A 23,152-nucleotide genomic window follows, 5' to 3' on the forward strand; every position below is an offset into this window, starting at 1 on the left:
TGCCAGCGCTTGCCCATCAAGCGCTAGCAGCCTATTTGATTACAAGTCCAGGTTCAGCGTCAGGCGCACTGCGCGGCCGTCGCCCTTGTACAGGAAGGCGCCCGAGCGGTACACGGCGGTGTAGTAGTCCTTGTCGGTCACGTTCAGCACGTTCAGGCGCAGGTCGGCGTGCTTGTTGATGCGGTAGGACGCGAACAGGTCGTACACGCTGAACGAGGGCACCGGCTGCGAGCACATGCCGTTGGTGTAGCCGGCACCGGTGTCGGGCTGGCCGCCGCAGCGGCTGCTCTCGTAGCGCGCCACGGCGCCGAAGGAGAAGTCGCGCGTGAGCTGGTACTTGCCCTGTACGGTGAAGGAGCGGTCGGCGAAGTTGGACAGCGGGTTGCCCACGTTGGACGCCACGGCCGAGCGCAGCACCTTGGATTTCATGATCGCCGCTCCGGCTTGCAGCTGGAAGTTCTTGGTGAGATTGCCGGCCAGGCCCAGTTCGATGCCGCGCACGCGGTTCTTGCCGGTATTAAAGGTGCCTTCAGTGTCGTAGTTGGCGCCCTCCATCACGTCGTCCTTGGTGGTCTGGAACACGGCGGCGGTGGCCAGCAGCTTGTCGTCCAGCAGGTTCCACTTGGTGCCCAGCTCGATGTTCTGCGAGGTCTCGGGCTTGGCGCCGGCGGCGCTGCCGTTGTGGATCACCAGGCCGCCGTAGCCGCTGCTCGTGCCGGTGTCGGGTTCGCCGCCGTTGATGTCCTGCGCCGTGCCGTAGCTTGCATAGACCATACCCATGGGGTTGATCTTGTAGCTCACACCCAGGTGGCCGTTGAGCAGTGTGTCGTTGAAGCCGTAGTTGCCCGTGATCGCGCCCGTCTGGTTGTTGCGGGTGTCCAGCGACAGGTCGTAGTGGTCGGCGCGCAGGCCGCCGAACACGGTCCACTGGTCGGTCAGGTCCACCGTGTCCATGGCCGACAGTGCGAAGGTCTTCACGCGCCAGTCGCGTGTCCAACTGCGGCGTTCGTAGCTGCGGCCGGCCAGGTCGCCCAGGTTGCTCACGGGGTTGCCGTTCAGATCAGTGATGCACCAGCCGGCCTGCGGGCCGTTGCGGCCCGAAACGCGGCAGTTGGTGGCGCCGGTGTTGGTCACGCCGTAGTTGCCGGACTTCACCTTGTGGTCGGTGTATTCGAAGCCGAAGATGAATTCATGCTTGAGGCTGCCGATCTGCTTGTCCCAGCGCAGGTTGCTCTGGTGCGCGAAATATTTCACGTCCTGCCAGCCGGTGTGGCCGCCGTCCAGCACGCCGGCCGTGCCGATCGGGTTGTTGGCCGCGTCCAGCACCGTGCCGTTGGAGGCTCCCGTGGTGGCGTAGCGGTTGTCCGACTGGCCGTATCGCGTCAGGCTGGTGAGTTTGAGGTCGGGCGCAAAGCGGTAGGCGATGCGCGCGGTGACCGTGTCCACGTCGGAATTCAGGAAGTCGCTGTTCTGCGCATAGACCGGCACACCCGTGGCGGGGCGGCGGTTGGGCACCGTGCCCACGAGGTAGCCGCCCAGGTCGGGATGCTTGTCCTTGGCGCGCAGGCCATAGTAGTCCAGCGTGACGGACAGGTCTTGGTTCATCTCCCATAGGCCCGACAGCGCCAGGCCGTCGCGGCGGCGCTGCGAGGGGCTGCGGCCCGGCACGTCCTCGCCCGAGGTCAGGGCGTTGGCGCGCAGGGCGAACTTGTCGGTGAAGCCCTTGTTCATGTCCAGCGTCACGCGGTGGTGGCTGTCGGTGCCCACGCCGGCGGACACGCGTGTGAAGTCATAGTCCAGGGTGGCCTGCTTGGTCACGGCGTTCACCGCGCCGCCTGCCGAGCCGCGGCCCGCGAAGCTGGAGTTGGGGCCCTTGGTGACTTCCACCTGCTCGATGGCGAAGCTCTCGCGCGTGGTCATGCCGGGGTCGCGCAGGCCGTCCACGAACACGTCCGAGCGCGCCTCCTGGCCGCGGATGATGTAGCGGTCGCCAAAGGCGTTGCCGTTTTCGCCCGTGCCCAGGGTGATGCCGGGCTGCGCGGCCAGGATCTGCTTGAGGTCGGTGGCGCCGGAGTCGCGGATGGCCTCGCCGGTGACCACTTGGATGGTCTGCGGCGTCTCGGCCAGCGGGCGGGTGTGGCGCGTGTCGGCGGAGGTCTTGGCCTTGTAGGGCGCGCCGACCTCGGCGTTGGGGTTGGGATCGATGGCCTGCTCCTGCACCGTCACCGTGGGCAGCGTGGTGACGGGGGCGGGCGTAGGCTGCACCTGGGCGATGGCGCTCAGCGGCAGCAGGGCTGCGGCCATGCGCAGGCTCTTGGGCTTCTTGAGAGGGGAGGAGGAGGGCATTGCTGGAAACGAGAGGTTGGAATTATTCGCTAGGGATTATTGTTGCGAATCAATCTCGTTTGCGTCAATAAGTGCAAAAATGCCTCACCCACAGTGGCGGAAACGTCAGCAGCAGTGGTGTTTTGTGGTGGTTTGGCAACAAACCCACGGTTGGGCGCGCGAAGTCCCGCCCAGCGCGGCAAGTATTCGGCCAATGCTGGCGCGTGCCCCGTTACCGGATGGCACACGGCGGCAGGGCGATCAGGCGTTGAGCAGCGCGCCGCCCTCGCGCCGGGCCGCGCCGGCGTCCACCAGTTCCTGCATCAGCTGCTCGGCCCAGACGGATGCGGTCTGCTGCGCAAAGTGTCGCTGGTGCAGCAGGCCGAAGTACGGTGTGGCCGCCAACCAGGCATGCACTTGCGCCAGCGGCGCCTGCTGCCATTCCAGCAGCTTGTACTTGAGCAGCACCTTGGCCGCGTGGCGCGCGTGTTTGACCGGGTCGGCCTCGAAACCCGCCAGCCGGCGCCGCGCCCGCGCCAGCGCGGCGGGCACGTCGCCAAACACGCTGCCGTGGCCGGGGATCACGGTGAGCGGGTCCAGCCGCTCGATCAGGTCCAGCGTGGCGCCCACCTCGGCAAAAGCCTGCTCGCCGTCCAGTTCGGGGAACACCACGCCGAAGCCGTTCTCCCAGAGCGCGTCGCCCGAGATCAGCACGCGGGCGTGCGGCTCGAACAGCACCACGGCATGGGTGTCATGCCCCGGGGCTGCGTGCACCTGCCACGCGCGGTCGCCCAGCTGCACCTCGGTGCCGCGGGGCAGCACGCCGTCGGCACGAAAGCGCGGGCACTCCTGGCCGGTGGGCACGTAGCTCAGCGCCACCGGGTCCCAGTCCTGCACCTGTGCCCACTGCCCCGGGGGGATGCGGGTGGCAAGCTGCGGCCAGCGCGCCTGCAGCGCGGCATTGCCGCCGCAATGGTCGCTGTGCAGGTGGGTATTGAGCAACTGGTCCAGCACACGCCCGTCCAGCGCCGACTCCACCAGCGCCACGGTTTGCGGCGCGTGGGCGCAGTAGCCGCTGTCCACCAGCGCCGTGCAGTCGCGCCCCAACAGCAGCACGTTGTTGGCCGACAGCCAGCCGCGCTCGATGACAATGATTTCCGGCGGTAGGGCAGGTGGAACAAGCGGCATCAGCTATGAAAATTGGAGTAACCGGGGCGCGGCATCACTTGCCGTCGCGCAGCTCCCGTCGGAGGATCTTGCCCACGTTGGTCTTGGGCAGTTCGTCGCGGAATTCGATGTATTTTGGCCGCTTGTAGCCGGTCAGGTGTTCATGGCAGTAGCGCACCACGTCGTCCTCGGTCAGCGAGGGGTCGCTGCGCACCACGAACACCTTGATGGCCTCGCCCTGCTTGTCGTCGGCCACGCCCACGGCGGCGCATTCCAGCACGCCCGGGCACAGGGCCACCACCTGCTCCAGTTCGTTGGGGAAGACGTTGAAGCCGCTCACCAGGATCATGTCCTTCTTGCGGTCGATGATGCGCGTGTAGCCCTCCTCGTCCATCACGCCGATGTCGCCCGTGCGCATGAAGCCGTCGGGCGTGAAGGCCTTGGCATTTTCCTCGGGCTGGTTGTAGTAGCCGGGCATCACGTTGGGGCCCTTGATGCAGATTTCGCCCGCCGAGCCGATGGGCAGGCTCGCGCCTGCGTCGTCCTTGATGGCGATGTCGATGCCTGGCAGCGGCAGGCCGATGCTGCCGCTGAAGGCGGTGCTGTTCACCGGGTTGTTGGTGCCGATGGCGCAGGTCTCGCTCATGCCCCAGCCTTCGATCATGGTGGCGCCCGTCACGGCCTTCCACTGCTGGGCCGTGGCCTCGGTCGCGGCCATGCCGCCGGCCTGCGCCACGCACAGCTGCGAGAAATCCAGATGGCGGAACTGCGGGTTCTGCAGCAGTGCGTTGAACAGCGTGTTCACGGCGGGCAGCATGTGGAAGGGGCGCTTCTTCAGCACCTCCACGAACTTAGGGATGTCCCGCGGGTTCGGGATCAGCGTCAGGCGCGAGCCCTGGCGGATGGCCAGCAGGCACAGCGTGAGCGCGAAGATGTGGTACAGCGGCAGCGCGGCAATGCTGTTGGCGCGGCTCAGATCGCCGATCTTGCCCAGCGCGGGGGTGAACCAGGCCTCGGCCTGCAGCGTCGCGGCGACGATGTTGCGCTGGGTGAGCACTGCGCCTTTGGACAGGCCCGTGGTGCCGCCCGTGTACTGCAGAAAGGCCGGCGTGTCGGGCGCGACGCGTGCCGGGGTCAGCGTGCGCCGCTCGCCCAGGGCCAGCGCGCGCTTGAAACTGATCACTTGGCGCCCGCCCGTCAGGGGCAGCTCGTACGCGGGCACCATCTTGGCCAGGTGGCGCACGGCAAAGGTGATCCAGCGTCCGTACCAAGCGCCCAGCAGGTCGCCCATGGAGGCGATCACCACATGCTGCACGGCAGTGTGGTCGATCACCTCGGCCAGCGTGTGCGCGAAGTTCTCCAGGATGACGATGGCCGAGGCGCCCGAGTCCTTGAGCTGGTGCTCCAGCTCGCGCGCGGTGTACAGCGGGTTCACGTTCACGCACGTGTAGCCCGCGCGCAGCACGGCGGCCATGGTCACCGCGAACTGCGGCACGTTGGGCAGCATGATGGCCACGCGCGCACCGGGCGCGAGACCCTGGCCCTGCAGCCACGCGCCAAGCCGGGCCGACAGGCGGTCGAGTTCGCGGTAGCTCATCCACCGGTCCATGCATACCGAGAACGGGCTGTCGGCGTGGCGGTGGAAGGACTCCTCCAGCATCTGCGCCACCGAGGGGTAGGCATCGGCATCCACGTCGTGCGGCACGCCAGCGGGGTAGTTCTTGAGCCAGATTCGTTCCATGCAAGGGTCCTCGTTGCGGTATGGGGCAAGATCGCACCGATTGTGGAAGTGGCCTTGGACGCGCCATACCGGGCTTGTCCTAGTCCGGATGCCGCAGAGGTCACCCAAGCGACACACCACAACCACCACAAGGGAGCTTCATGACGAACGCGCGTTGGCAACGCTGGGCGGTGGCCGTGCATCTGCTGTTGATCGCGGGCTGGATGGCCTGGTTCTGGGCCCGTTCGCCGGCGCTGGCGCTGGCGGGCGTGGCCGCGGTCCCGCTGATATTCCGCCTGGGCATGGCGCCGCAATTTTTCTTGATGGCCTGGGTTTGCCGGGGGGATGCGACGCCGCGTCCGCGCGCCGGGCAGCTGCTGCGCGCCTGGTGGGCCGAGTCACGCTGGGCCAGCCTGGTCTTCGGTTGGTGGCAGCCGTTCCGCCACCAGGCCGTGGCGGACTGGCTGCCACCGCGCGCGTCGGACGTACCCGGCCCGCGCGGCGTGGTGCTGGTGCACGGCTTCCTGTGCAACCGAGGGTTCTGGACGCCCTGGCTGGCGCTGCTGCGTGCGCGCGGCCATGCCTTTGTGGCCGTGACCCTGGAGCCCGCCTTCGGCTCCATCGACGTTTACTGCCGCACCATCGACGATGCCGTGCGCCGCGTGGCCGAGGCCACTGGGCGGGCGCCGCTGATCGTGGGCCACAGCATGGGCGGTCTGGCCGCACGCGCCTGGCTGCGCGCCGTGCCGGGCAGCGAGCAGCGCGTGCACCGCATCGTCACGCTGGGATCGCCGCACCACGGCACCTGGCCCGCGCGCGGCGCACGCAGCACCAATGGCCGGCAGATGCGGTTGCACGGCCCCTGGGTGCGCCAGTTGGGGCAAGACGAGCCGCCGGCACGCGCCGCAGTCTTCGTGTGCTGGTACTCCAACTGCGACAACGTGGTCTATCCGCCCGCGGCTGCAATGCTGCAGGGCGCGGACAACCGCTTCATTGAAGGCGTGGCGCACGTCGAGATGGCGTTCCACCCGCGCGTGCTGCAGGACTGCCTGGCGCTGCTCGAGCAGCCCTGAGCGTGTCGGCGACGCGCTTCAGGCCGGGAGCGGCTCGCGCGCATCGGCCGCGAACTCGGGCTGGCCGCGCAGCCGTTCGTAGATCGGCGCGAAATCCTGCGCCGTGAGTTCGAACAGCTGCTCGAAGCTGTCGATCACGAAGTAGGTCTGCTGGTAGGTGTCGATCTTGTAGCGCGTGCGCATGGTGCGTTCCAGCTCCAGTGGCAGGCGCTGCGGCTCGGGGCTGTGCACGGCGTAGGGCAGTTCGCCGCGCGAGCTGAGGATGCCCGCGCCATAGGCGCGCAGCCCGCCTTGCTCGCGGATCAGGCCGAACTCGATCGTGTACCAGTACAGCCGCGAGAGCATCTCGCAGGCGCCCAGTCCCGCCGCTTTCAGGCCTCCTTCGCCATAGCGCTGCACATAGTCGGCAAACACCGGGTTGAACAGCAGCGGCACGTGGCCGAACAGGTCGTGGAACACGTCGGGCTCGACGATGTAGTCGAATTCCTGGGGCGTGCGGATCCAGTCGGTGACCGGGAATTTGCGGTTCGCCAGCAGCGAGAAGAACGGCACCTCGGGGATCAGCCCTGGCACGGCCACCAGCTCCCAGCGCGTGGCGCGGTACAGGCGCTCGTTCACGTCATCGAAGCGCGGGATGCGCTCCTTGGCGCCCAGCAGCGGCAGGGCCTGGATGAAGGCCTCGCTCGCCAGGCCCTGCAGCTGGGCGGACTGGCGCTGGTACAGGCGGTGGTAGGTGTCGTGGTCGGCGGCGGTGTACGCCGCGAAGTTCTGCGCGCAGGTGTAATCCTCCTGCGCACGCGAATAGTCGCCGCGCGGCGGGCGGCTGGATTGTCCGTAGACGACGGGGGCTTGTCCCATGGTGCTTGTCTCCTTGTTGGAACCACGCCGTCATCGTGCACCGCCGGCCTGGTGTGGGCCGGCGGGCGGGAGTGCAGGACGGCGTTCAGTCGATGTGGATCTTGGCGGCCTTGATGAGGAATTCGTACTTGCCCAGTTCCGAGCGCACGAAGCTGCCGAAGCCGCCCAGCGTGAGTTCCTCGGGCGTCAGGCCCATCTTCTGGAACTGCGCCTTGCCGGCCGGCGAGTGCATGGCTTTCGAGAACGCCGTGGCGTATTTCTGTGCATCGGCGGCGGGCAGCGTGGCGGGGGCAAACAGCCCGAACCAGGTGGACACGTTGAAGCCGGGCACCTCGCTGTTGATGCTGGGCACGTGGGGCAGGGCGTCGTCGCTGCCCAGCGATGTCACGCCCAGCGCCTTGAGCTTGCCGCCCTGGATCAGTGGCAGTGACGACGCTAGGTTGTCGAACACGATGTCCACGCCGCCGTCCTGTAGCGCTTTGAGCGCCGGACCCGCGCCCTGGAAGGGCGCATGGGGCATGCGCGTGTTGGTGAGCGACTTGAACATCTCCCCGGCGATGTGGCCGATGCTGCCGTTGCCGCCCGAGCCGTACTTGAGCTGGTCCGGGTGGGCCTTCATGTACTTCACGAGGTCGGTGGTGGTGCTGATATCCAACGCCTTGGCCCGTTCGGCGCTCATCACCAGCACGTTCGGTGTGCGGGCGACGAGCACGATGGGCGTGAAATCCTTGACCGGGTTGTAGGGGAAATTCTTGTACAGCCAGGGGTTCACGGCATGGGTGGCGACCGCGCCCATCACCAGCAGGTTGCCGCCCTTGGGCGCCTTGGCCACCGTGTCTGCGCCCAGGTTGCCGCCGGCGCCCGGCTTGTTCTGCACCTGGATGGGCCCGAGTTGGGCCTGTGCCCCTTCGGCCAGGATGCGCGCGCTCTTATCGAGCGGGCCTCCGGCCGCGTAGGGCACCACGATGGTCATGGGGGCGGATGCGTTCTGTGCCTGTACGGCGCAAGCCATGCACAGCGCAAGGGAACCCACCAATTGACGGCGACGCAACATTGAATTTCTCCCGAGTCTCTTTGAAAGGGCGCTCAGTATAGAAAGCCGTTGTTGCAGTGCGTCATTCCATGGCGGGCCGCGCCCAGGGCTCACGCCTGGGTCTGCAGGACGCCGCGCCGGATCTGGTCACGCTCCAGCGATTCGAACAGCGCCTTGAAGTTGCCTTCGCCGAAACCCTCGCGGTAGTTGCCCTGGCGTTCGATGAACTCAAAGAACACCGGCCCCAGCATGGGCGTGGAGAAGATCTGCAGCAGCAGACGGGGTGTGCCGTCAGCCGTGGTGCCGTCCAGCAGGATGCCGCGCGCCTGTAGTTCCGCCACGTTCTGGCCGTGACCCGGCAGGCGGGTGTCCAGCATGTCGTAATAGATGTCGTTGGGCGCCGGGGCCAGGGGCACGCCCGCCAGCCCCAGCTTGTCCACCACCTCGACGAGCGAGTCGCAGATCAGCGCGATGTGCTGGATGCCCTCGCCGTTGAACTGCATCAGGAATTCCTCGATCTGCCCGCCGCCCTGCTTGGCCTCTTCGTTCAGCGGGATGCGGATCTTGCCGTCCGGCGCGGTCATGGCCTTCGACGTCAGGCCCGTGTACTCGCCCTGGATGTCGAAGTAGCGGATCTCGCGGAAGTTGAAGAGCTTTTCGTAGAAATTGGCCCAGAATCCCATGCGGCCCCGGTACACGTTGTGCGTGAGGTGGTCGATCTCGTTCAGGCCGTGCCCCACAGGGCGCCGGTCCACGCCGGGCAGGAAGTCGAAGTCGATGTCGTAGATGGACTTGCCGTCCTCAAAACGGTCGATCAGGTACAGCGGCGCGCCGCCGATGCCCTTGATGGCCGGCAGGCGCAGTTCCATGGGGCCGGTGGGGATCTCGATCGGCTGGGCGCCCAGCTCCAGCGCACGCCGGTAGGCCTGGTGCGAATCCTTCACGCGAAAGGCCAGCCCGCAGGCCGAGGGGCCGTGTTCGGCGCCAAAGTACGCGGCCTGGCTGGCCGGCTCGCGGTTCAGGATGAAGTTGATCTGGTTCTGCCGGTACAGCAGCACGTCCTTGGACCGGTGGCGCGCCACGAGCGTAAAGCCCAGCTTCTCGAACACCGCTTCCAGCAGCCCCGGGGTGGGCGAGGTGAACTCCACGAACTCGAAGCCCATCAGGCCCATGGGGTTCTCCCAGGCGTCGGCGTCGTGGGTGGCGCGAAGGGGCAGGGCGGCAGTCATCGGCAGTCTCCTTAGGGTGTGTCGCTTCACTGTAGGAGGGGCGGGGCTCATGTTTCTGGCGAATGCGCACGGGTTTGAGTGTGGATATGCAGGAATGTTGCGCAACGTCAATGCGATGTGCAGTCATTTCGCGTTAGGGAACACGCGGGTGCGTCTCGTGCGGCGCTTGCCTAGAATCCGCCGCCATGAGCGAACGCACCCCCGCCCTCGACAAGCTGGACCGTGCCATCCTGCGCCGCCTGCAGGACAACGGCCGCGAGACCTATGACGTGATCGGCGAACAGGTGGGCCTGTCGCCCAGCGCCGTGTTGCGCCGCGCCAAGCGGCTGGAGGAAGAGGGCGTGATTGACCGCTACGTGGCACTGGTACGCCCCGAGCGCGTGGGCCTGGGACTGACCGCCTACCTGAACGTGCGCCTGGAAAAGCACACCGAGAGCCACAAGCGCAACCCGATGGACCTCTTCCGCGCCAGCGTGCAGACCTGGCCTGAGGTGGTGGAGTGCGCGTCGCTCACCGGCGAGATGGACTACCTGCTGCGCGTGGTGGTGGCCGACATGGCGCACTACAGCCGCTTCATCATGGACACGCTGCTCAAGCACCCCAGCGTGCAGGACTGCAAGACCAGCTTCGTTCTGGACCGGGTCAAGGCTACTACCGCCCTGCCGGTGTAGATAAAAAAGGCACGGCAGTCGCGTGGCGGACAGAGGCAGTCCTGTATTGATAGCTGCTTGCGCTTACTGGGTAAGGGCTAGAGGCCATTTTTCCCTTGGATCTGATTTCCCCTACTTTTTTGTTGCATTGCAGCATATGCGCCCCAGATTCCTAGGGAAAACCCTAGAATCGGCCGCATCATGCTTTCAACCAAAGACTGGCTTCGCGCTTCCTGGAACGCAGGGCGACAAATGCTGCGCCCCACCGCCGGGGGACGCTTCCACCGAGGTTTTGCCATGAACACTGTGATGGTGCCCATCCGTTCGCTCGGCCCGCAGCACCGCGAGCGCATTGCCGCCCACCTGCTGCGCCTGGAGCCGCGCGACCGCTACCTGCGCTTTGGCTACGCCGCCAACGACGACCAGGTGCGCCGCTACGCCGAGTTGCTGGACTTCTCGCGCGACGAGGTGTTCGGCATCTTCAACCGCCGCCTGGAGTTGATCGCCATGGCCCATGTGGCGTTTGCGCCATCGGGCGAGTACGAAAGCTGCGCCGAGTTCGGCGTCTCGGTCTCGGCCACGGCCCGCGGGCGCGGCTACGGCGCGCGGCTGTTCGAGCGCGCGGTGATGCTGGCGCGCAACCGCGGCGTGAGCATGATGTTCATCCACGCGCTCACCGAGAACACGGCCATGCTCAAGATCGCGCGCAATGCCGGCGCCACGGTGCGCCGCGACGGATCCGAGTCCGAGGCGTACTTGCAGCTGCCGCCCGCGCGCTTCGACACGCGCGTGTCCGAGATCATGGCCGAGCATTTCGGCGAAGTGGACTACCAGCTCAAGAAGCAGGCGCGGCAGTTCTGGCGCTTCCTCGCCGACCTGCAGGAAATCCGCCAGGGCGTGCGCGACGGCCGCCACCAGGCCGCCGAGTAGGCAGGCGCGCCCCCGGCGTGCCCCGCGGGTGCGCGGGGCGATCCGCTATCCTTGGGGGCTGATCCACTCTCTGCACAACCTGCACCCGTCCCCGTGTCCGACCCCCACCCTGCGCGCGCCTCCGACAAGGAGGACAAGCGCACGTTCCTGCAGCGCCTCGTCGAGTTCATCAACCCCGGGCCGGACTCGACGGCCGAGCTCATCGCCACGCTGGCCGAGGCCGAGGACAACGACGTCATCAACGCCGATGCGCGGGTGATGCTGGAGCGCGTGCTGCGCATGGCCGAGATGACTGCGGGCGACGTGCTGGTGCCCGCGCCACGCATGGACATGCTGGACATCGACGCGCCGGTGGACGAGCTCATGCACCAGGTGCTGCACACCGCGCACTCGCGCTTTCCTGTGTACCAGGGCGAGCGCGACAACATCATCGGCATCCTGCTGGCCAAGGATCTGCTCAAGCTCTGGCGCTCGCCGGGGCTGAACGTGCGCACGCTGGTGCGCCCGGCGCTGTTCGTGCCCGAGAGCAAGGGCCTGCATGACCTGGGGCGGGAATTCCGCAACACGCGCAACCACATGGCCATCGCCATCGACGAGTTCGGCCGCATCGCCGGTCTGGTGACGTTCGAGGACGTGATCGAGCAGATCGTGGGCGAGATCGAGGACGAGTTCGACATCCCCGAGGACGAGGGCGACATCTTCGGCCTGGCCGACCGCACCTTCCGCGTGAGCGGCGACACGCCCGTGGAGCGCGTGGCCGAGGCCTTCGGCGTGGCGCTGCAGGGCAGCGACCCCGATGAGAGCTTTGACACCATTGGCGGCCTGATCGCGCACGAGCTGGGCCGCATGCCGCGCAAGGGAGAGTCCGTGGTGCTCGGCGGCCTGCAGTTTGTGGTGATGCACACCAAGGGCGGGTCGGTGCGCTGGTTCAAGGTCGCACCGGCGGCGGGCACGCCCGAGTCCGAACGCTGATGGCCGTCGCACCGCCCCTGGCCGCGCACGCACCGCGCCGCGGCCCGTTGCCCTGGGTGCTGGCCCTGGTGGCCGGGCTGGCGCAGGCCGCATCGCTGGCCTGGCCCTGGGGCGGACAGCCGCTGTGGTGGCTGCAGATCCTGTCGCTGGCCTTGTGGGCGCATGTGCTGCTGGGCGCCGGCGGTACACGCCGGGCCGGCCTGCTGGGCTGGGTGTTCGCCACGGCGTGGCTCGCGGGCACGTTCTGGTGGCTGTTCATCTCCATGCACACGTATGGGGGACTGGCCGCGCCGCTGGCCGTGCTGGCGGTGCTGGGGCTGGCGGCGTTCCTCGGCAGTTATTACGCAGCGGTTTCTGCATGTTTTTGGGCTCTAGCGCCCGTCCATAGAGCGTTGGCAGCTATCGTTTTTGCTGCGCTGTGGTTGTTGGCGGAATTGGCACGCGGCCAATGGTGGACCGGCTTTCCGTGGGGCGCAGGCGGCTACGCGCATGTGCAGGGGCCCCTGGCCGCGCTGGCGCGCAGCGTGGGCGTGTACGGCATCGGTGCTGCGGCGGCGCTCTTGGCCATGTTGCTGGCGCAGGCGCGCCGCGCCGACCTGCGCAACGCACGTGCCTGGGCGCTGGTCCTCGCGCTCACGGCCGTGGGGGCAGGGGCCGCCTGGCAGCGCCACTGCGCCGTCGAGGGCTGCGGTGCCCCGCCGCCCGTGCATGCGCCGCTGTCGCTGGCGCTGCTGCAGGGCAACATCCCGCAGGACGAGAAGTTCCAGCCCGGCAGTGGCGTGCCGATGGCGCTGCAGTGGTATTACGACCAGATCCACGCGGCCAAGGCCAGCCTGGTGGTGGCGCCCGAGACGGCCATCCCCCTGTTGCCGCAGCAGCTGGTGCCCGGCTATTTGGAGGGCATGGCCGAGCGCTATGCCGCGGGCGGCCAGGCGCTGCTGCTGGGCATCCCGCTGGGCAGCCTGGAAGAGGGCTATACCAACTCGGTGCTGGGCTTTGCGCCAGAGCAGTCGCAGCCCTACCGCTACGACAAGCACCACCTGGTGCCGTTCGGCGAGTTCATCCCGCCGTTCTTCCGCTGGTTCACCGAGATGATGAACATCCCCCTGGGCGACTTCAACCGCGGCGCGGTGGGTCAGCCGTCGCTGGCGTGGGCCGGCGAGCGCATAGCGCCCAATATCTGCTACGAGGACTTGTTCGGCGAGGAGATCGGCGTGCGCTTTCTCGACCCGGCGAGCAGCCCGACCATCCTCGTGAACCTGAGCAACATCGGCTGGTTCGGCAACACCGTGGCAGTGGACCAGCACTTGGCCATCAGCCGTCTGCGCGCGCTGGAGTTCGAGCGTCCCATGGTGCGTGCCACCAACACCGGCGCCACGGCGGTGATCGACCACCGCGGGCAGGTCACGCACCGCATGCCGGCTTATCAGCGCGGCGTGCTGCGCGCCCAGGTGCAGGGGCGTGGTGGCGCCGCCACGCCGTACGCCCGGTGGGTGGCGCGCTGGGGGCTTTGGCCCCTGTGGGCGCTCGGGTTTGCAGTGGCGGGGCTGGCCTGGTGCCTGCGCGGGCGCACAGGGCGGGTGCGGGCTGGAAATTGATCCAGATCATCCCAGCGCGGTAGCCAGCGGGCTTTCCCGGGGCACGGTTACAGGCCAGAGCGCGCGCGAGCCTGGATAATAGAGGGCCTTCGCCGCCCGTGGCCGCGGGCCGCGCGCTGATTTTTTTGCATCAACGACAACCACCTACCGCGACGGCACGGGCCGTCTGGAGCACGATTGACAATGGCTGATTCCTTCTCGTACGAACAACTCATCGCCTCGGGCGAGGGCCGGTTGTTCGGTCCGGACAGCGGGCGCCTGCCCCTGCCCCCCATGCTGATGTTCGATCGCATCACGCACATCGACACCGACGGCGGCGCGCATGGCCTGGGAAAGATCGTGGCCGAACTCGACGTCAAGCCCGACCTGTGGTTCTTCGCCTGCCATTTCCAGGGTGACCCGGTCATGCCCGGCTGCCTGGGGCTGGATGCCATGTGGCAGCTCATCGGCTTCTATCTCACCTGGCTGCGCCTGCCGGGCCGTGGCCGCGCGCTGGGCGCGGGCGAGGTCAAGTTCACCGGCGAGGTGGGCCCGGACGTGAAGCTCGTGACCTACGAAATCGACATCAAGCGCGTCATCAAGCGCAAACTCAACATGGCCATCGGCGATGCACGCCTGCTGGCCGACGGCAAGGAAATCTACGTGGCCAACGACCTGCGCGTGGGTCTGTTCCTGCGCGAAGGCGACGCACAGGGAAGCGCAGCATGACCAAGAAACGGGTGGTGATCACGGGCGCGGGCATCGTCTCGTGCATTGGCAACGATCTGCAGACCGTGGAGGAGGCGTTGCGCGCCAGCCGCTCCGGCATCAAGGCCGTGCCCCAGTTCACCGAGCTGGGCCTGCGCAGCCAGGTGGCGGGGGTGCCTGAGATCGACGTCGAGGCGCGCATCGACCGCAAGCAGCTGCGTTTCATGGGCGACGCCGCGGCCTATGCGCAGATTGCCCTGGAAGACGCCATCCAGCAGGCCGGCCTCACCCCCGAACAGGTCAGCCACCCGCGCACCGGCCTCATCATGGGCTCGGGCGGCGGCTCTCCCGCCAACCAGATCGAGGCGGCCGACACGCTGCGCGAAAAGGGCATCCGCCGCGTGGGACCCTACCAGGTCACGCGCTGCATGAGCTCCACCGTGTCCGCGTGCCTCGCGACCAACTTCAAGGTCAAGGGCATCAACTATTCCATTACCTCGGCCTGCTCCACGTCGGCGCACTGCATCGGCGCCGCTGCGCAGCAGATCGCCTGGGGCCTGCAGGACGTGATGTTCGCCGGCGGCGGCGAAGAGCTGTCCTGGGGCATGTCGCTGCTGTTCGACGGCATGGGCGCCATGTCCAGCAAGTACAACGCCACGCCCGAGAAGGCCTCGCGCGCCTATGACGCCAACCGCGACGGCTTCGTGATCGCCGGCGGCGGCGGTGCCGTGGTGCTGGAAAGCCTGGAGCATGCACTGGCACGCGGCGCCACCATCCTGGGTGAGGTCGTGGGCTTTGGCGCCACGAGCGACGGCGAAGATATGGTGGCCCCGTCGGGCGACGGCGCCATCGCCTGCATGCAGCAGGCCATGGAAGGCCTGGGCGCGCCCATCGACTACATCAACACCCACGGCACCTCCACGCCTGTGGGCGACATGCAGGAAGTGCGTGCGATGCAGGCGGTGTTCGGCGAGGCCGTGCCGCCGTTCTCCAGCACCAAGTCGCTCACCGGCCATTCGCTGGGCGCCACCGGCGTGCAGGAAGCGATCTACTGCCTGATCATGCTGAACAAGGGCTTCATCGCCGGATCGGCCAACGTGGAGACGCCGGACCCGCTGCTGGGCTCCATGCCGCTGGTGACCCAGACGCGCGACGCGCAGTTGACCCACGTGCTGTCCAACAGCTTCGGCTTTGGCGGCACCAACGCCAGCCTGGTGCTGCGCCGCTGGCAAGGCCAGTGACGGCCTCGGGCCAGGTACGACGGGGGCTGCGGCCCCCGTTTTGCTTGGACGCCTAAAATTGCCGGTTCGCGCGTGCGAGCGCGCCCGCTCTCTCAGACACACAGCCATGCTGACATTCCAACAAATCATCCTCAAACTGCAGTCCTACTGGGCCGACCAGGGTTGCGCACTCTTGCAGCCCTATGACATGGAAGTGGGCGCCGGTACGTCGCATACAGCTACGTTTTTGAGAGCTCTGGGCCCGGAGCCCTGGAAGGCTGCCTACGTGCAGCCCAGCCGCCGCCCCAAGGACGGCCGCTATGGCGAGAACCCCAACCGCCTGCAGCATTACTACCAGTACCAAGTGGTGCTCAAGCCCGCGCCCGACAACATCTTGGAGCTGTACCTGGGCTCGCTCGAAGCCCTGGGCTTTGACCTCAAGAAGAACGACATCCGCTTCGTGGAAGATGACTGGGAGAACCCCACGCTGGGCGCCTGGGGCCTGGGCTGGGAGGTGTGGCTCAACGGCATGGAGGTAACGCAGTTCACCTATTTCCAGCAGGTCGGCGGCATCGACTGCAAGCCCGCCACGGGCGAGATCACCTACGGCCTGGAACGCCTGGCCATGTACCTGCAGGGCGTGGACAACGTCTACAACCTGACCTGGACCGAGGGCCCGAATGGCGCGAAATTGACCTATGGCGACGTGTACCACCAGAACGAGGTGGAGCAGTCCACCTACAACTTCGAGCATTCCGACGCCGAGTTCCTCTTCACCGCCTTCGGCGCCCATGAAAAGCAGGCCAACCACCTGATGGGCGAGCAGCTCGCGCTGCCGGCCTACGAGCAGGTGCTCAAGGCGGCGCACACGTTCAACCTGCTGGATGCGCGCGGGGCGATCTCCGTGACCGAGCGCGCCGCCTACATCGGCCGCATCCGCAACCTGGCGCGCGCCGTGGCCAAGGCCTACCTGGACAGCCGTGCGCGCCTGGGCTTCCCCATGGCGCCCAAGGCGCATGCCGACGAGGTGCTGGCCGAGCTGGCCAAGGCCGCGGAACAACAGAACAAGAAGGCCGCCTGAGCGCACGCGCCGCGCAGCGAGAAACACACCATGAATCACCAGAATCTTCTTGTCGAACTGTTTGTCGAAGAACTGCCCCCGAAGGCGTTGCAAAAGCTCGGCGATGCCTTCGCGGGCGTGTTGCTGGAGCAACTGCAGGCGCAAGGCCTGACCTCGGCACATTCGCAGCTCACCGCCTTTGCCTCGCCGCGCCGGCTGGCGGCGCATATCACCGAAGTGCTGCCCGCCGCGGCCGACAAGGCGGTGTCGCAGAAGCTCATGCCCGTGGCTGTGGGTCTGGATGCGAGCGGCCAGCCCACGCCGGCGTTGCTCAAGAAGCTGACCGCGCTGGGCGCCGACGCCGCCAGCGTGCCGCAGCTCAAGCGCGTGCACGATGGCAAGGCCGAGGTGCTGTTCTTCGAAAGCATGGCCAAGGGCGCGCTGCTGGCCGACGGCCTGCAGAAGGCGCTGGACGAAGCCATTGCCAAGCTGCCGATCCCGAAGGTGATGCGCTACCAGCTGCAGGACGGTTGGACCAGCGTGCATTTCGTACGCCCGGCGCACGGCCTGGTGGCGCTGCATGGCAGCGAGGTGCTGGTGGGCGTGCAGGCCCTGGGCCTGACGGCCGGCAACACCACGCACGGCCACCGCTTCGAGGCCTCCGTGGACCCGGTCGTGATCCAGAGCGCCGACAGCTACGCCGAGCAACTGCGCAGCGAAGGCGCGGTGATTGCTAGCTTTGCCGAGCGCCGCGCCGAGATCGCGCGCCAGCTGCAGGCGGCCGCCGACCGTGTAGGCGGTGGCGTGCGGCCGATCGAAGACGCCGCCCTGCTGGACGAAGTAACGGCGTTGGTCGAGCGCCCCAACGTGCTGGTCTGCGAATTCGAGAAGGAGTTCCTCGCCGTGCCGCAGGAGTGCCTGATCCTCACCATGAAGGCCAACCAGAAGTACTTCCCGCTGCTGGATGCCGAGGGCAAGCTCACCCACCAGTTCCTGGTGGTGAGCAACATCAGCCCGCAGGACGCCAGCGCCGTCATCCAGGGCAACGAGCGCGTGGTGCGCCCGCGCCTGGCGGATGCCAAGTTTTTCTTCGATCAGGACCGCAAGAAGACCCTGGTCAGCCGCGTGGACCAACTGGCCAAGGTGGTCTACCACAACAAGCTGGGCACGCAGGGCGAACGCGTGGAGCGCGTGCGCCATATCGCCAAGGCCATCGCCACGCAGCTGTTCACGGCGCTTGCGCAGGGCAACGCGGCGCTGGACTCCCAGGAAGGCGAGATCGCCCAGGACTATCTACTGACCTGCGTGGACAACGCCGCGCTGCTGGCCAAGACCGACCTGGTCACCGACATGGTGGGCGAGTTCCCCGAGCTGCAGGGCATCATGGGCGGCTACTACGCGGTGAGCGACGGCCTGCCCGACGAGGTGGCGCACGCCATCGAGGACCATTACAAGCCCCGCTTTGCCGGCGACGCGCTGCCGCGCGAGAACGTGGGCGTGGTCGTCGCGCTGGCCGACAAGCTGGAGACGCTGGTGGGCATGTTCGGCATCGGCAACCTGCCCACGGGCGACCGCGACCCGTTTGCGCTGCGTCGCCATGCGCTGGGCGTGATCCGCATGCTGGTCGAGAAGGAGTTGCCGCTGGATCTGGATGCGCTGCTGGCCAGCGCGGTGCCGGCTTTCGGCGACAAGATCGAGGACACCAGCGCTCAGCTGGCCGACTTCATCTACGACCGCCTGGCTGGCTCCCTGCGCGAGCAGGGCTACAGCGCCCAGGAGGTGGACGCCGTGATTGCCCTGCGTCCGCAGCGCTTGGCGCTGGTGCCCCGGCAGATCGAGGCCGTGCGTGCATTCGCCACGCTGGAGCAGGCGCCCGCGTTGGCCGCGGCCAACAAGCGCGTGACCAACATCCTCAAGAAGGCCGGCGAGGTGGATCCGCACGTGAACGAGGAACTGCTGCAGGAGCCCGCCGAGAAGGACCTGTACGCCGCGCTGCAGCGCTTCGTGCCCGAGGCCAACGCCCAGTTCGACAGCGGCGACTACACCGCCAGCCTGCAAACCCTGGCCGTGCTGCGCGCGCCCGTGGACGCGTTCTTCGACGACGTGATGGTCAATGCCGAGGAGCTGGCGTTGCGCCTGAACCGCCAGGGCCTGCTCAAGAAGCTGCACATGGCGATGAACCGCGTGGCCGACCTCTCGCGCCTGGCGGTGTGACCGTGCGCGGCTGTGGGGCCTGGACCGTTACGCCGGTGACGGCGGACGCGGGCGGCGCGGCAGCGTTGCTTTGATAATCGCGCCATGAAACTCGCCATCCTGGACCGAGACGGAACGCTCAACGCGCTGGGCGATGGCTTCATCGCCTCGCCCGACGAATGGGTGCCGGTGCCTGGCGCGCTGGAGGCCGTGGCGCGGCTGAACCACGCGGGCTGGCATGTGGTGGTGGCCACCAACCAGCCGGGCCTGGGCCGCGGCCTCTTCGATGCGCAGACCCTGGTGGCCATCCACGCGAAGATGCACCGGCAGCTGGCCACGCTGGGAGGGCGCATCGACGCGGTGTTCTACTGCCCCCACACCGAGAGCGAGCAATGCCACTGCCGCAAGCCCGCTCCGGGCCTGATGGAGCAGATCCGCGATCGCTACGGCGCGGAGGGGCAGGAAATTTTGGTGGCGGGCAGCAGTGCGGCCCATCTGCAGGCGGCGAGCGAGCTGGGCGCGCAACTGCACATGGTCTGCACCGGTCGCTCGGCCCACCTGGACCCGCGCCAGAGCCTGCCGCCCGGCTGGCCCGCCGGCACGCGCGCCCATGCCAGCCTGGGCGCGCTGGCGGATTTCATCGCACCGCAGAACGGCGCCAGCCTGCCCGTGGCCCTGTGATGCGAAAACTATTGAATTGATAGCTGCTGGCGCTTACTGCATGGGCGCTAGAGGCCAAAAACACTGAAAACTGCTTCATGGCACTGATCCGCTCCATTCTTCATTTGCTGGTGATGGTCGTCACCGTAGTCCCCTACACCCTGGGCATCCTGCTGGTGCGTGCGCTGGGCGGCAGCCCGGCGGCGCGCTACCGCGTGGCGCGCGCCTGGCTGAAGCTGTGCATCGACTCGGCGCGCTGGCTGCTGGGCATCCGCACGCAGATCACCGGCATGGAGCACCTGCCCCAGGGCGAGCAGCAGGGCGCGGTGCTGCTGGTCAAGCACCAGTCCACCTACGAGACCTTCCTGATGCCGGCGATCATGCCGCACCCGCTGGCCTACGTGTTCAAGAAGGAACTGCTTTCCGTGCCGTTCTTCGGCTGGTCCATCGGCAGCCTGGACATGATCCACATCGACCGTGGCCAGCGCGCCCGCGCCTTTGCCAAGGTGCTGCAGCAGGGCCGCCGCCTGCTGTCCAAGGGCACCTGGGTCATCATGTTTCCCGAGGGCACGCGCACGGAACGCGGCGCCAAGGGCGACTACAAGAGCGGCGGCACGCGCCTGGCCATCGACGCCGGCGTGCCCGTGGTGCCGATCGCCGTGACCTCGGCCACGGTCTGGCCACGCAAGGCCTTCATCAAGCGCCCGGGGGTGGTGCACGTGTCCGTCGGCCGGCCCATCCCCACCGAGGGGCGCAAGCCTGACGAGCTGATGCGCGAGGTCGAGGCCTGGATCGAAGGCGAGATGCGCCGCCTGGACCCCGACGCCTACCCCCCCGCCGCCGGCTGACATGCAGCGGTTGGTGCAGCTGGCACTGGACTTCCTGGGCGGCGGGAGCAGCCCGGATTCCGGGGTGCCACAGCCGAAACGGGCGATAGCGCCCGTCCAGCAAGCGCCAGATGCTCCTTTATTGGTAGCGCCAGCGCCACCGCTCGGCGATCTGCTCACGCCCGCCGTGTTCCGCCACCCGGCGGCCAGCCGCGAGGTGCTGCTGGGCGACGCGGTGGTGGCCTATGCGCTGCAGCGTGCGCGCCGGCGCTCCATCGGCTTCACCGTGGGGCCCGAAGGCCTGTCCGTGCGCGCGCCCTCCTGGGTCACGCTGGCGGGCGTGGATGCCGCGCTGCGCGACAAGGCGCCGTGGATCCTGCGCAAGCTTGGCGAGCAGCAGGCGCGCCGCCAGCAGGAAGAGCGTGCGCGCATCGTCTGGGGCGACGGCGCCGTGCTGCCCTACCTGGGCGAGCCGCTCACCGTGGTGCTGGACCCCACGCACGGCTTCGCCGCGCGCGGTGGAGCGCTCGAGGAGCAGGGCGGCGCAACCGGTCGCGCGCTGCGCATCGCCCTGGCGCGCAGCGCCGCGCCCGCCCAGGTGCGCGACGCGGTGCAGGCCTGGCTGATGCGCGATGCGCGCCGCTGCTTCACCGAGCGGCTGCACCACTTCGCGCCGCTGCTGGATGTGCGCTGGACGCGGCTGCGCCTGTCCAGCGCCAACACCCGCTGGGGCAGCGCGCGGGCCGACGGCTCCATCCGGCTGAACTGGCGGCTCATGCACTACCGCCCGGCCATCATCGACTACGTGGTCGCGCACGAGCTGTCGCACCTGCGCGTGATGGACCACAGCCCGCGCTTCTGGGACACCGTGGCCACCGTGGTGCCCGACTACGCCGCGCTGCGCCGCAGCCTGCGCGAGCAGCCCGCGCCGCCCTGGGACTGATGGGCGCGCGGCGGCCATGGTCTGCCAGAATGGCCGCCATGAACACGCCCACGCCCGACCTCCACGCTTCTGAGCAACCCCTGCCCGCCGAGGGCTACGCCGGCGACGTGAGCCCGCCGCTGGCGTGGCAATGGGTGCGCGCCGGCCAGGCGGTGCTGGTGGACGTGCGCACCGATGCCGAGCGCGACTGGGTGGGCTTCGTGCCCGGCGCCGTGGCCGCGGCCTGGAAGCAATGGCCCGGCATGCAACCCAATGCCGATTTCGACGCACAGCTGCGCGCGGCAGTGCCGCCCGGCGGCACGGCGGTGCTGCTGTGCCGCAGCGGCGTGCGCTCGGTGGCCGCGGCGCGGCGCGCGACCGAGCTGGGCATCAAGGCCTACAACATCCTGGAAGGCTTCGAGGGCGAGCCGGACGAGAACGGCCAGCGCAACCGGCGCAGCGGCTGGCGCTTTCGCGGCCTGCCGTGGCGGCAGGGCTGAGCGGATTGCTGCAGTTTTTTTGCTCTCAAAAAAATAGCTGCCAGCGCTTGATGTGCAAGCGCTGGCAGCCGTTTTGGCTTGAGATTGCGGGGGCTTACTTGGCCAGCGGTGGAATGCGCAGCTTCTGGCCGGGGTAGATCTTGTCGGGGTGGGTCAGCATGGGCTTGTTGGCTTCGAAGATCACCGGGTACTTGTTGGCGTCGCCATAGAACTTCTTGGCGATGGCGCTCAGCGTGTCGCCGCGCACCACGTCGTGGTACTGCGCTTCGGGCTCGGGGTTGGTCACGCTCATCTGGTTGTCCACGCTGGTCACGCTGGCCACGTTGCCGCAGCACAGGGTGACCTTTTCCTTGGCCGCCTGCGTAGGTGCGGTGCCCTTCACCGTCACCTTGCCCTCGGGGCCTTCGAAGTGGACTTGTACGTCGCTCACGCCCAGGTTCTGCGACGCGATGTAGGCCTCGATGGCCTTGCCCGCCTTGTCGTTGAGCTCGGCCTGCGTGGGCGCGGCGGCTGTGGAAGCCTGCGCGTCCTTGCCGCCAAACAGCTTCTCGCCGGCTTCCTTGATGAAACTGAAAAGACCCATGGCTTTCTCTCCTTCTGGGGGTTGCAGAAACGGTCGGGACCACTATAGCCGTACTGTCCGGCACCGCCATGTCGGAAAAACGCCCGCGCCGGCGGCAGCGCGTGCATTTGCGGCGCTTTGCGGGAAGCAAAGGCAAAAAACGGATAATCCGCGCCATGACTTTCCTGGCCATCGACGTGGGCAACACCCGTCTCAAGTGGGCGTTGTTCGACGCAGCGCAGCCCGGTGCCGGCCTGCTGGCCCATGGCGCTGAATTCCTGGACCATATCGAACGCCTGGCCGAGGGCCCGTGGTCCCACCTGCCCGCGCCCCGGCATATGCTGGGCTGCGTGGTGGCGGGCGACGCGGTCAAGCGCCGCGTGGCCGAGCAGATGGAGCTGTGGGACGTGCCCGCGCGCTGGGTGGTGCCGTCCGCGCAGGAAGCCGGCGTCATCAACGGCTACGACCATCCCACGCGCCTGGGCGCGGACCGCTGGGTGGCCATGATCGGTGCGCGCCACCGCCTGCTGGCCCAGGGGCCCGCGCGGCCGCTGATCGTGGTGATGGTGGGCACCGCCGTGACGGTGGAGGCCCTGGACGCGGAGGGTCGCTTCCTGGGCGGCCTGATCCTGCCCGGCCACGGCATCATGCTGCGCGCGCTGGAGTCCGGCACCGCGGGGCTGCACGTGCCCACGGGCGAGGTGCGCCTGTTTCCATCCAACACCAGCGATGCGCTGACCAGCGGCGGCACCTATGCCATTGCCGGCGCGGTGGAGCGCATGTACCAGCACCTGCGGCAGCACTGCGGGCAGGAACCCGCCTGCATGATGACCGGTGGCGCGGGCTGGAAGATGGCGCCAAGCATGACGCGCCCGTTCGAGTTGGTGGAAAACCTGATCTTTGACGGCCTGCTGGAGATCGCGGCGCGCCGGTTTGCCGAGCTGCCGGCCTGACACGGCCCGCCAG

Annotated in this window: 21 protein-coding genes; 14 read left to right on the plus strand and 7 right to left on the minus strand. The window is 67.8% G+C overall.

Translation table 11 applies throughout. The features are described 5' to 3' along the window. Positions 1 to 39 precede the first annotated feature (39 nt). The 3 genes from AC1PPL_RS06970 to AC1PPL_RS06980 form a co-directional block, all read right to left on the minus strand. A complete protein-coding gene (locus tag AC1PPL_RS06970) occupies positions 40 to 2,346 on the minus strand; it encodes a TonB-dependent receptor (protein WP_479972963.1) in 2,307 nt (768 codons plus the stop codon). A gap of 240 nt (positions 2,347 to 2,586) precedes the next feature. Further along, entirely contained in the window at positions 2,587 to 3,513 is a 927-nt protein-coding gene (locus AC1PPL_RS06975; protein ID WP_479972964.1) for an MBL fold metallo-hydrolase, read from the minus strand. Between the two features lie 34 nt (positions 3,514 to 3,547). Beyond that, positions 3,548 to 5,233, minus strand: a complete 1,686-nt coding sequence (locus tag AC1PPL_RS06980) for an AMP-binding protein (protein WP_011803975.1) — start codon at positions 5,231 to 5,233, stop codon at positions 3,548 to 3,550. A 140-nt stretch (positions 5,234 to 5,373) separates the two neighbouring features. Here AC1PPL_RS06980 and AC1PPL_RS06985 point away from each other — a divergent pair, with 140 nt between their 5' ends. Then, positions 5,374 to 6,285: an esterase/lipase family protein gene (locus AC1PPL_RS06985; protein ID WP_479972965.1), complete on the plus strand. Its 912-nt coding sequence runs from the start codon at positions 5,374 to 5,376 to the stop codon at positions 6,283 to 6,285. 18 nt (positions 6,286 to 6,303) lie between these two features. Here AC1PPL_RS06985 and phhA read toward each other — a convergent pair whose 3' ends face one another. The 3 genes from phhA to hppD form a co-directional block, all read right to left on the minus strand. Continuing rightward, complete coding sequence (gene phhA / locus AC1PPL_RS06990; protein ID WP_011803977.1) at positions 6,304 to 7,143, minus strand: phenylalanine 4-monooxygenase; 840 nt, start codon at positions 7,141 to 7,143, stop codon at positions 6,304 to 6,306. Between the two features lie 85 nt (positions 7,144 to 7,228). After that, positions 7,229 to 8,197, minus strand: coding sequence for a Bug family tripartite tricarboxylate transporter substrate binding protein (locus AC1PPL_RS06995; protein ID WP_011803978.1), 969 nt, complete (start codon positions 8,195 to 8,197; stop codon positions 7,229 to 7,231). An 89-nt stretch (positions 8,198 to 8,286) separates the two neighbouring features. Then, positions 8,287 to 9,405 (minus strand): 4-hydroxyphenylpyruvate dioxygenase, encoded by a 1,119-nt coding sequence (gene hppD / locus AC1PPL_RS07000; RefSeq protein WP_047350074.1) that lies wholly within the window; start codon positions 9,403 to 9,405, stop codon positions 8,287 to 8,289. A gap of 185 nt (positions 9,406 to 9,590) precedes the next feature. Here hppD and AC1PPL_RS07005 point away from each other — a divergent pair, with 185 nt between their 5' ends. The 12 genes from AC1PPL_RS07005 to AC1PPL_RS07060 all read left to right on the plus strand — a co-directional run bounded on the left by AC1PPL_RS07005 (position 9,591) and on the right by AC1PPL_RS07060 (position 21,624). Further along, positions 9,591 to 10,076, plus strand: a complete 486-nt coding sequence (locus tag AC1PPL_RS07005; protein WP_011803980.1) for an Lrp/AsnC family transcriptional regulator — start codon at positions 9,591 to 9,593, stop codon at positions 10,074 to 10,076. A 180-nt stretch (positions 10,077 to 10,256) separates the two neighbouring features. Continuing rightward, the gene (locus AC1PPL_RS07010; RefSeq protein WP_041838783.1) at positions 10,257 to 10,985 is read left to right on the plus strand and encodes a GNAT family N-acetyltransferase; all 729 of its coding nucleotides are present in this window, start codon (positions 10,257 to 10,259) and stop codon (positions 10,983 to 10,985) included. 93 nt (positions 10,986 to 11,078) lie between these two features. Then, positions 11,079 to 11,957, plus strand: coding sequence for an HlyC/CorC family transporter (locus tag AC1PPL_RS07015; protein WP_012655564.1), 879 nt, complete (start codon positions 11,079 to 11,081; stop codon positions 11,955 to 11,957). Then, complete coding sequence (gene lnt / locus AC1PPL_RS07020) at positions 11,957 to 13,555, plus strand: apolipoprotein N-acyltransferase (protein WP_479972966.1); 1,599 nt, start codon at positions 11,957 to 11,959, stop codon at positions 13,553 to 13,555. Before AC1PPL_RS07015 ends, lnt begins: the two co-directional genes overlap by 1 nt. A 183-nt stretch (positions 13,556 to 13,738) precedes the next feature. Then, the gene (fabA, locus tag AC1PPL_RS07025) at positions 13,739 to 14,263 is read left to right on the plus strand and encodes a bifunctional 3-hydroxydecanoyl-ACP dehydratase/trans-2-decenoyl-ACP isomerase (protein ID WP_012655566.1); all 525 of its coding nucleotides are present in this window, start codon (positions 13,739 to 13,741) and stop codon (positions 14,261 to 14,263) included. Then, positions 14,260 to 15,483 (plus strand): beta-ketoacyl-ACP synthase I, encoded by a 1,224-nt coding sequence (fabB, locus tag AC1PPL_RS07030; RefSeq protein ID WP_011803985.1) that lies wholly within the window; start codon positions 14,260 to 14,262, stop codon positions 15,481 to 15,483. Before fabA ends, fabB begins: the two co-directional genes overlap by 4 nt. Positions 15,484 to 15,589: 106 nt before the next feature. Then, positions 15,590 to 16,543, plus strand: a complete 954-nt coding sequence (glyQ, locus tag AC1PPL_RS07035; protein WP_011803986.1) for a glycine--tRNA ligase subunit alpha — start codon at positions 15,590 to 15,592, stop codon at positions 16,541 to 16,543. 30 nt (positions 16,544 to 16,573) lie between these two features. Beyond that, positions 16,574 to 18,736: a glycine--tRNA ligase subunit beta gene (gene glyS / locus AC1PPL_RS07040; protein ID WP_313562768.1), complete on the plus strand. Its 2,163-nt coding sequence runs from the start codon at positions 16,574 to 16,576 to the stop codon at positions 18,734 to 18,736. 84 nt (positions 18,737 to 18,820) lie between these two features. Next, positions 18,821 to 19,396: a D-glycero-beta-D-manno-heptose 1,7-bisphosphate 7-phosphatase gene (gmhB, locus tag AC1PPL_RS07045; protein ID WP_012655568.1), complete on the plus strand. Its 576-nt coding sequence runs from the start codon at positions 18,821 to 18,823 to the stop codon at positions 19,394 to 19,396. Positions 19,397 to 19,473: 77 nt separating this feature from the next. Beyond that, entirely contained in the window at positions 19,474 to 20,223 is a 750-nt protein-coding gene (locus tag AC1PPL_RS07050; protein WP_479972967.1) for a lysophospholipid acyltransferase family protein, read from the plus strand. 1 nt (position 20,224) lies between these two features. Continuing rightward, positions 20,225 to 21,145 carry a M48 family metallopeptidase gene (locus tag AC1PPL_RS07055; RefSeq protein WP_287744053.1) on the plus strand — a complete coding sequence of 307 codons (921 nt, stop codon included), beginning with the start codon at positions 20,225 to 20,227 and terminating at the stop codon, positions 21,143 to 21,145. A 29-nt stretch (positions 21,146 to 21,174) separates the two neighbouring features. Beyond that, the gene (locus tag AC1PPL_RS07060; protein WP_012655571.1) at positions 21,175 to 21,624 is read left to right on the plus strand and encodes a rhodanese-like domain-containing protein; all 450 of its coding nucleotides are present in this window, start codon (positions 21,175 to 21,177) and stop codon (positions 21,622 to 21,624) included. A 94-nt stretch (positions 21,625 to 21,718) separates the two neighbouring features. Here the strand turns inward: AC1PPL_RS07060 and lysM are convergent, their stop codons facing one another. Continuing rightward, positions 21,719 to 22,207: a peptidoglycan-binding protein LysM gene (gene lysM, locus AC1PPL_RS07065; protein ID WP_047350082.1), complete on the minus strand. Its 489-nt coding sequence runs from the start codon at positions 22,205 to 22,207 to the stop codon at positions 21,719 to 21,721. A 155-nt stretch (positions 22,208 to 22,362) separates the two neighbouring features. On the opposite strand from lysM, the gene AC1PPL_RS07070 reads away from it, so the two are divergent. Next, positions 22,363 to 23,139, plus strand: a complete 777-nt coding sequence (locus AC1PPL_RS07070; RefSeq protein WP_011803993.1) for a type III pantothenate kinase — start codon at positions 22,363 to 22,365, stop codon at positions 23,137 to 23,139. Positions 23,140 to 23,152: the final 13 nt, after the last annotated feature.

It is taken from the genome of Diaphorobacter sp. B2A2W2 (genome assembly GCF_056730635.1).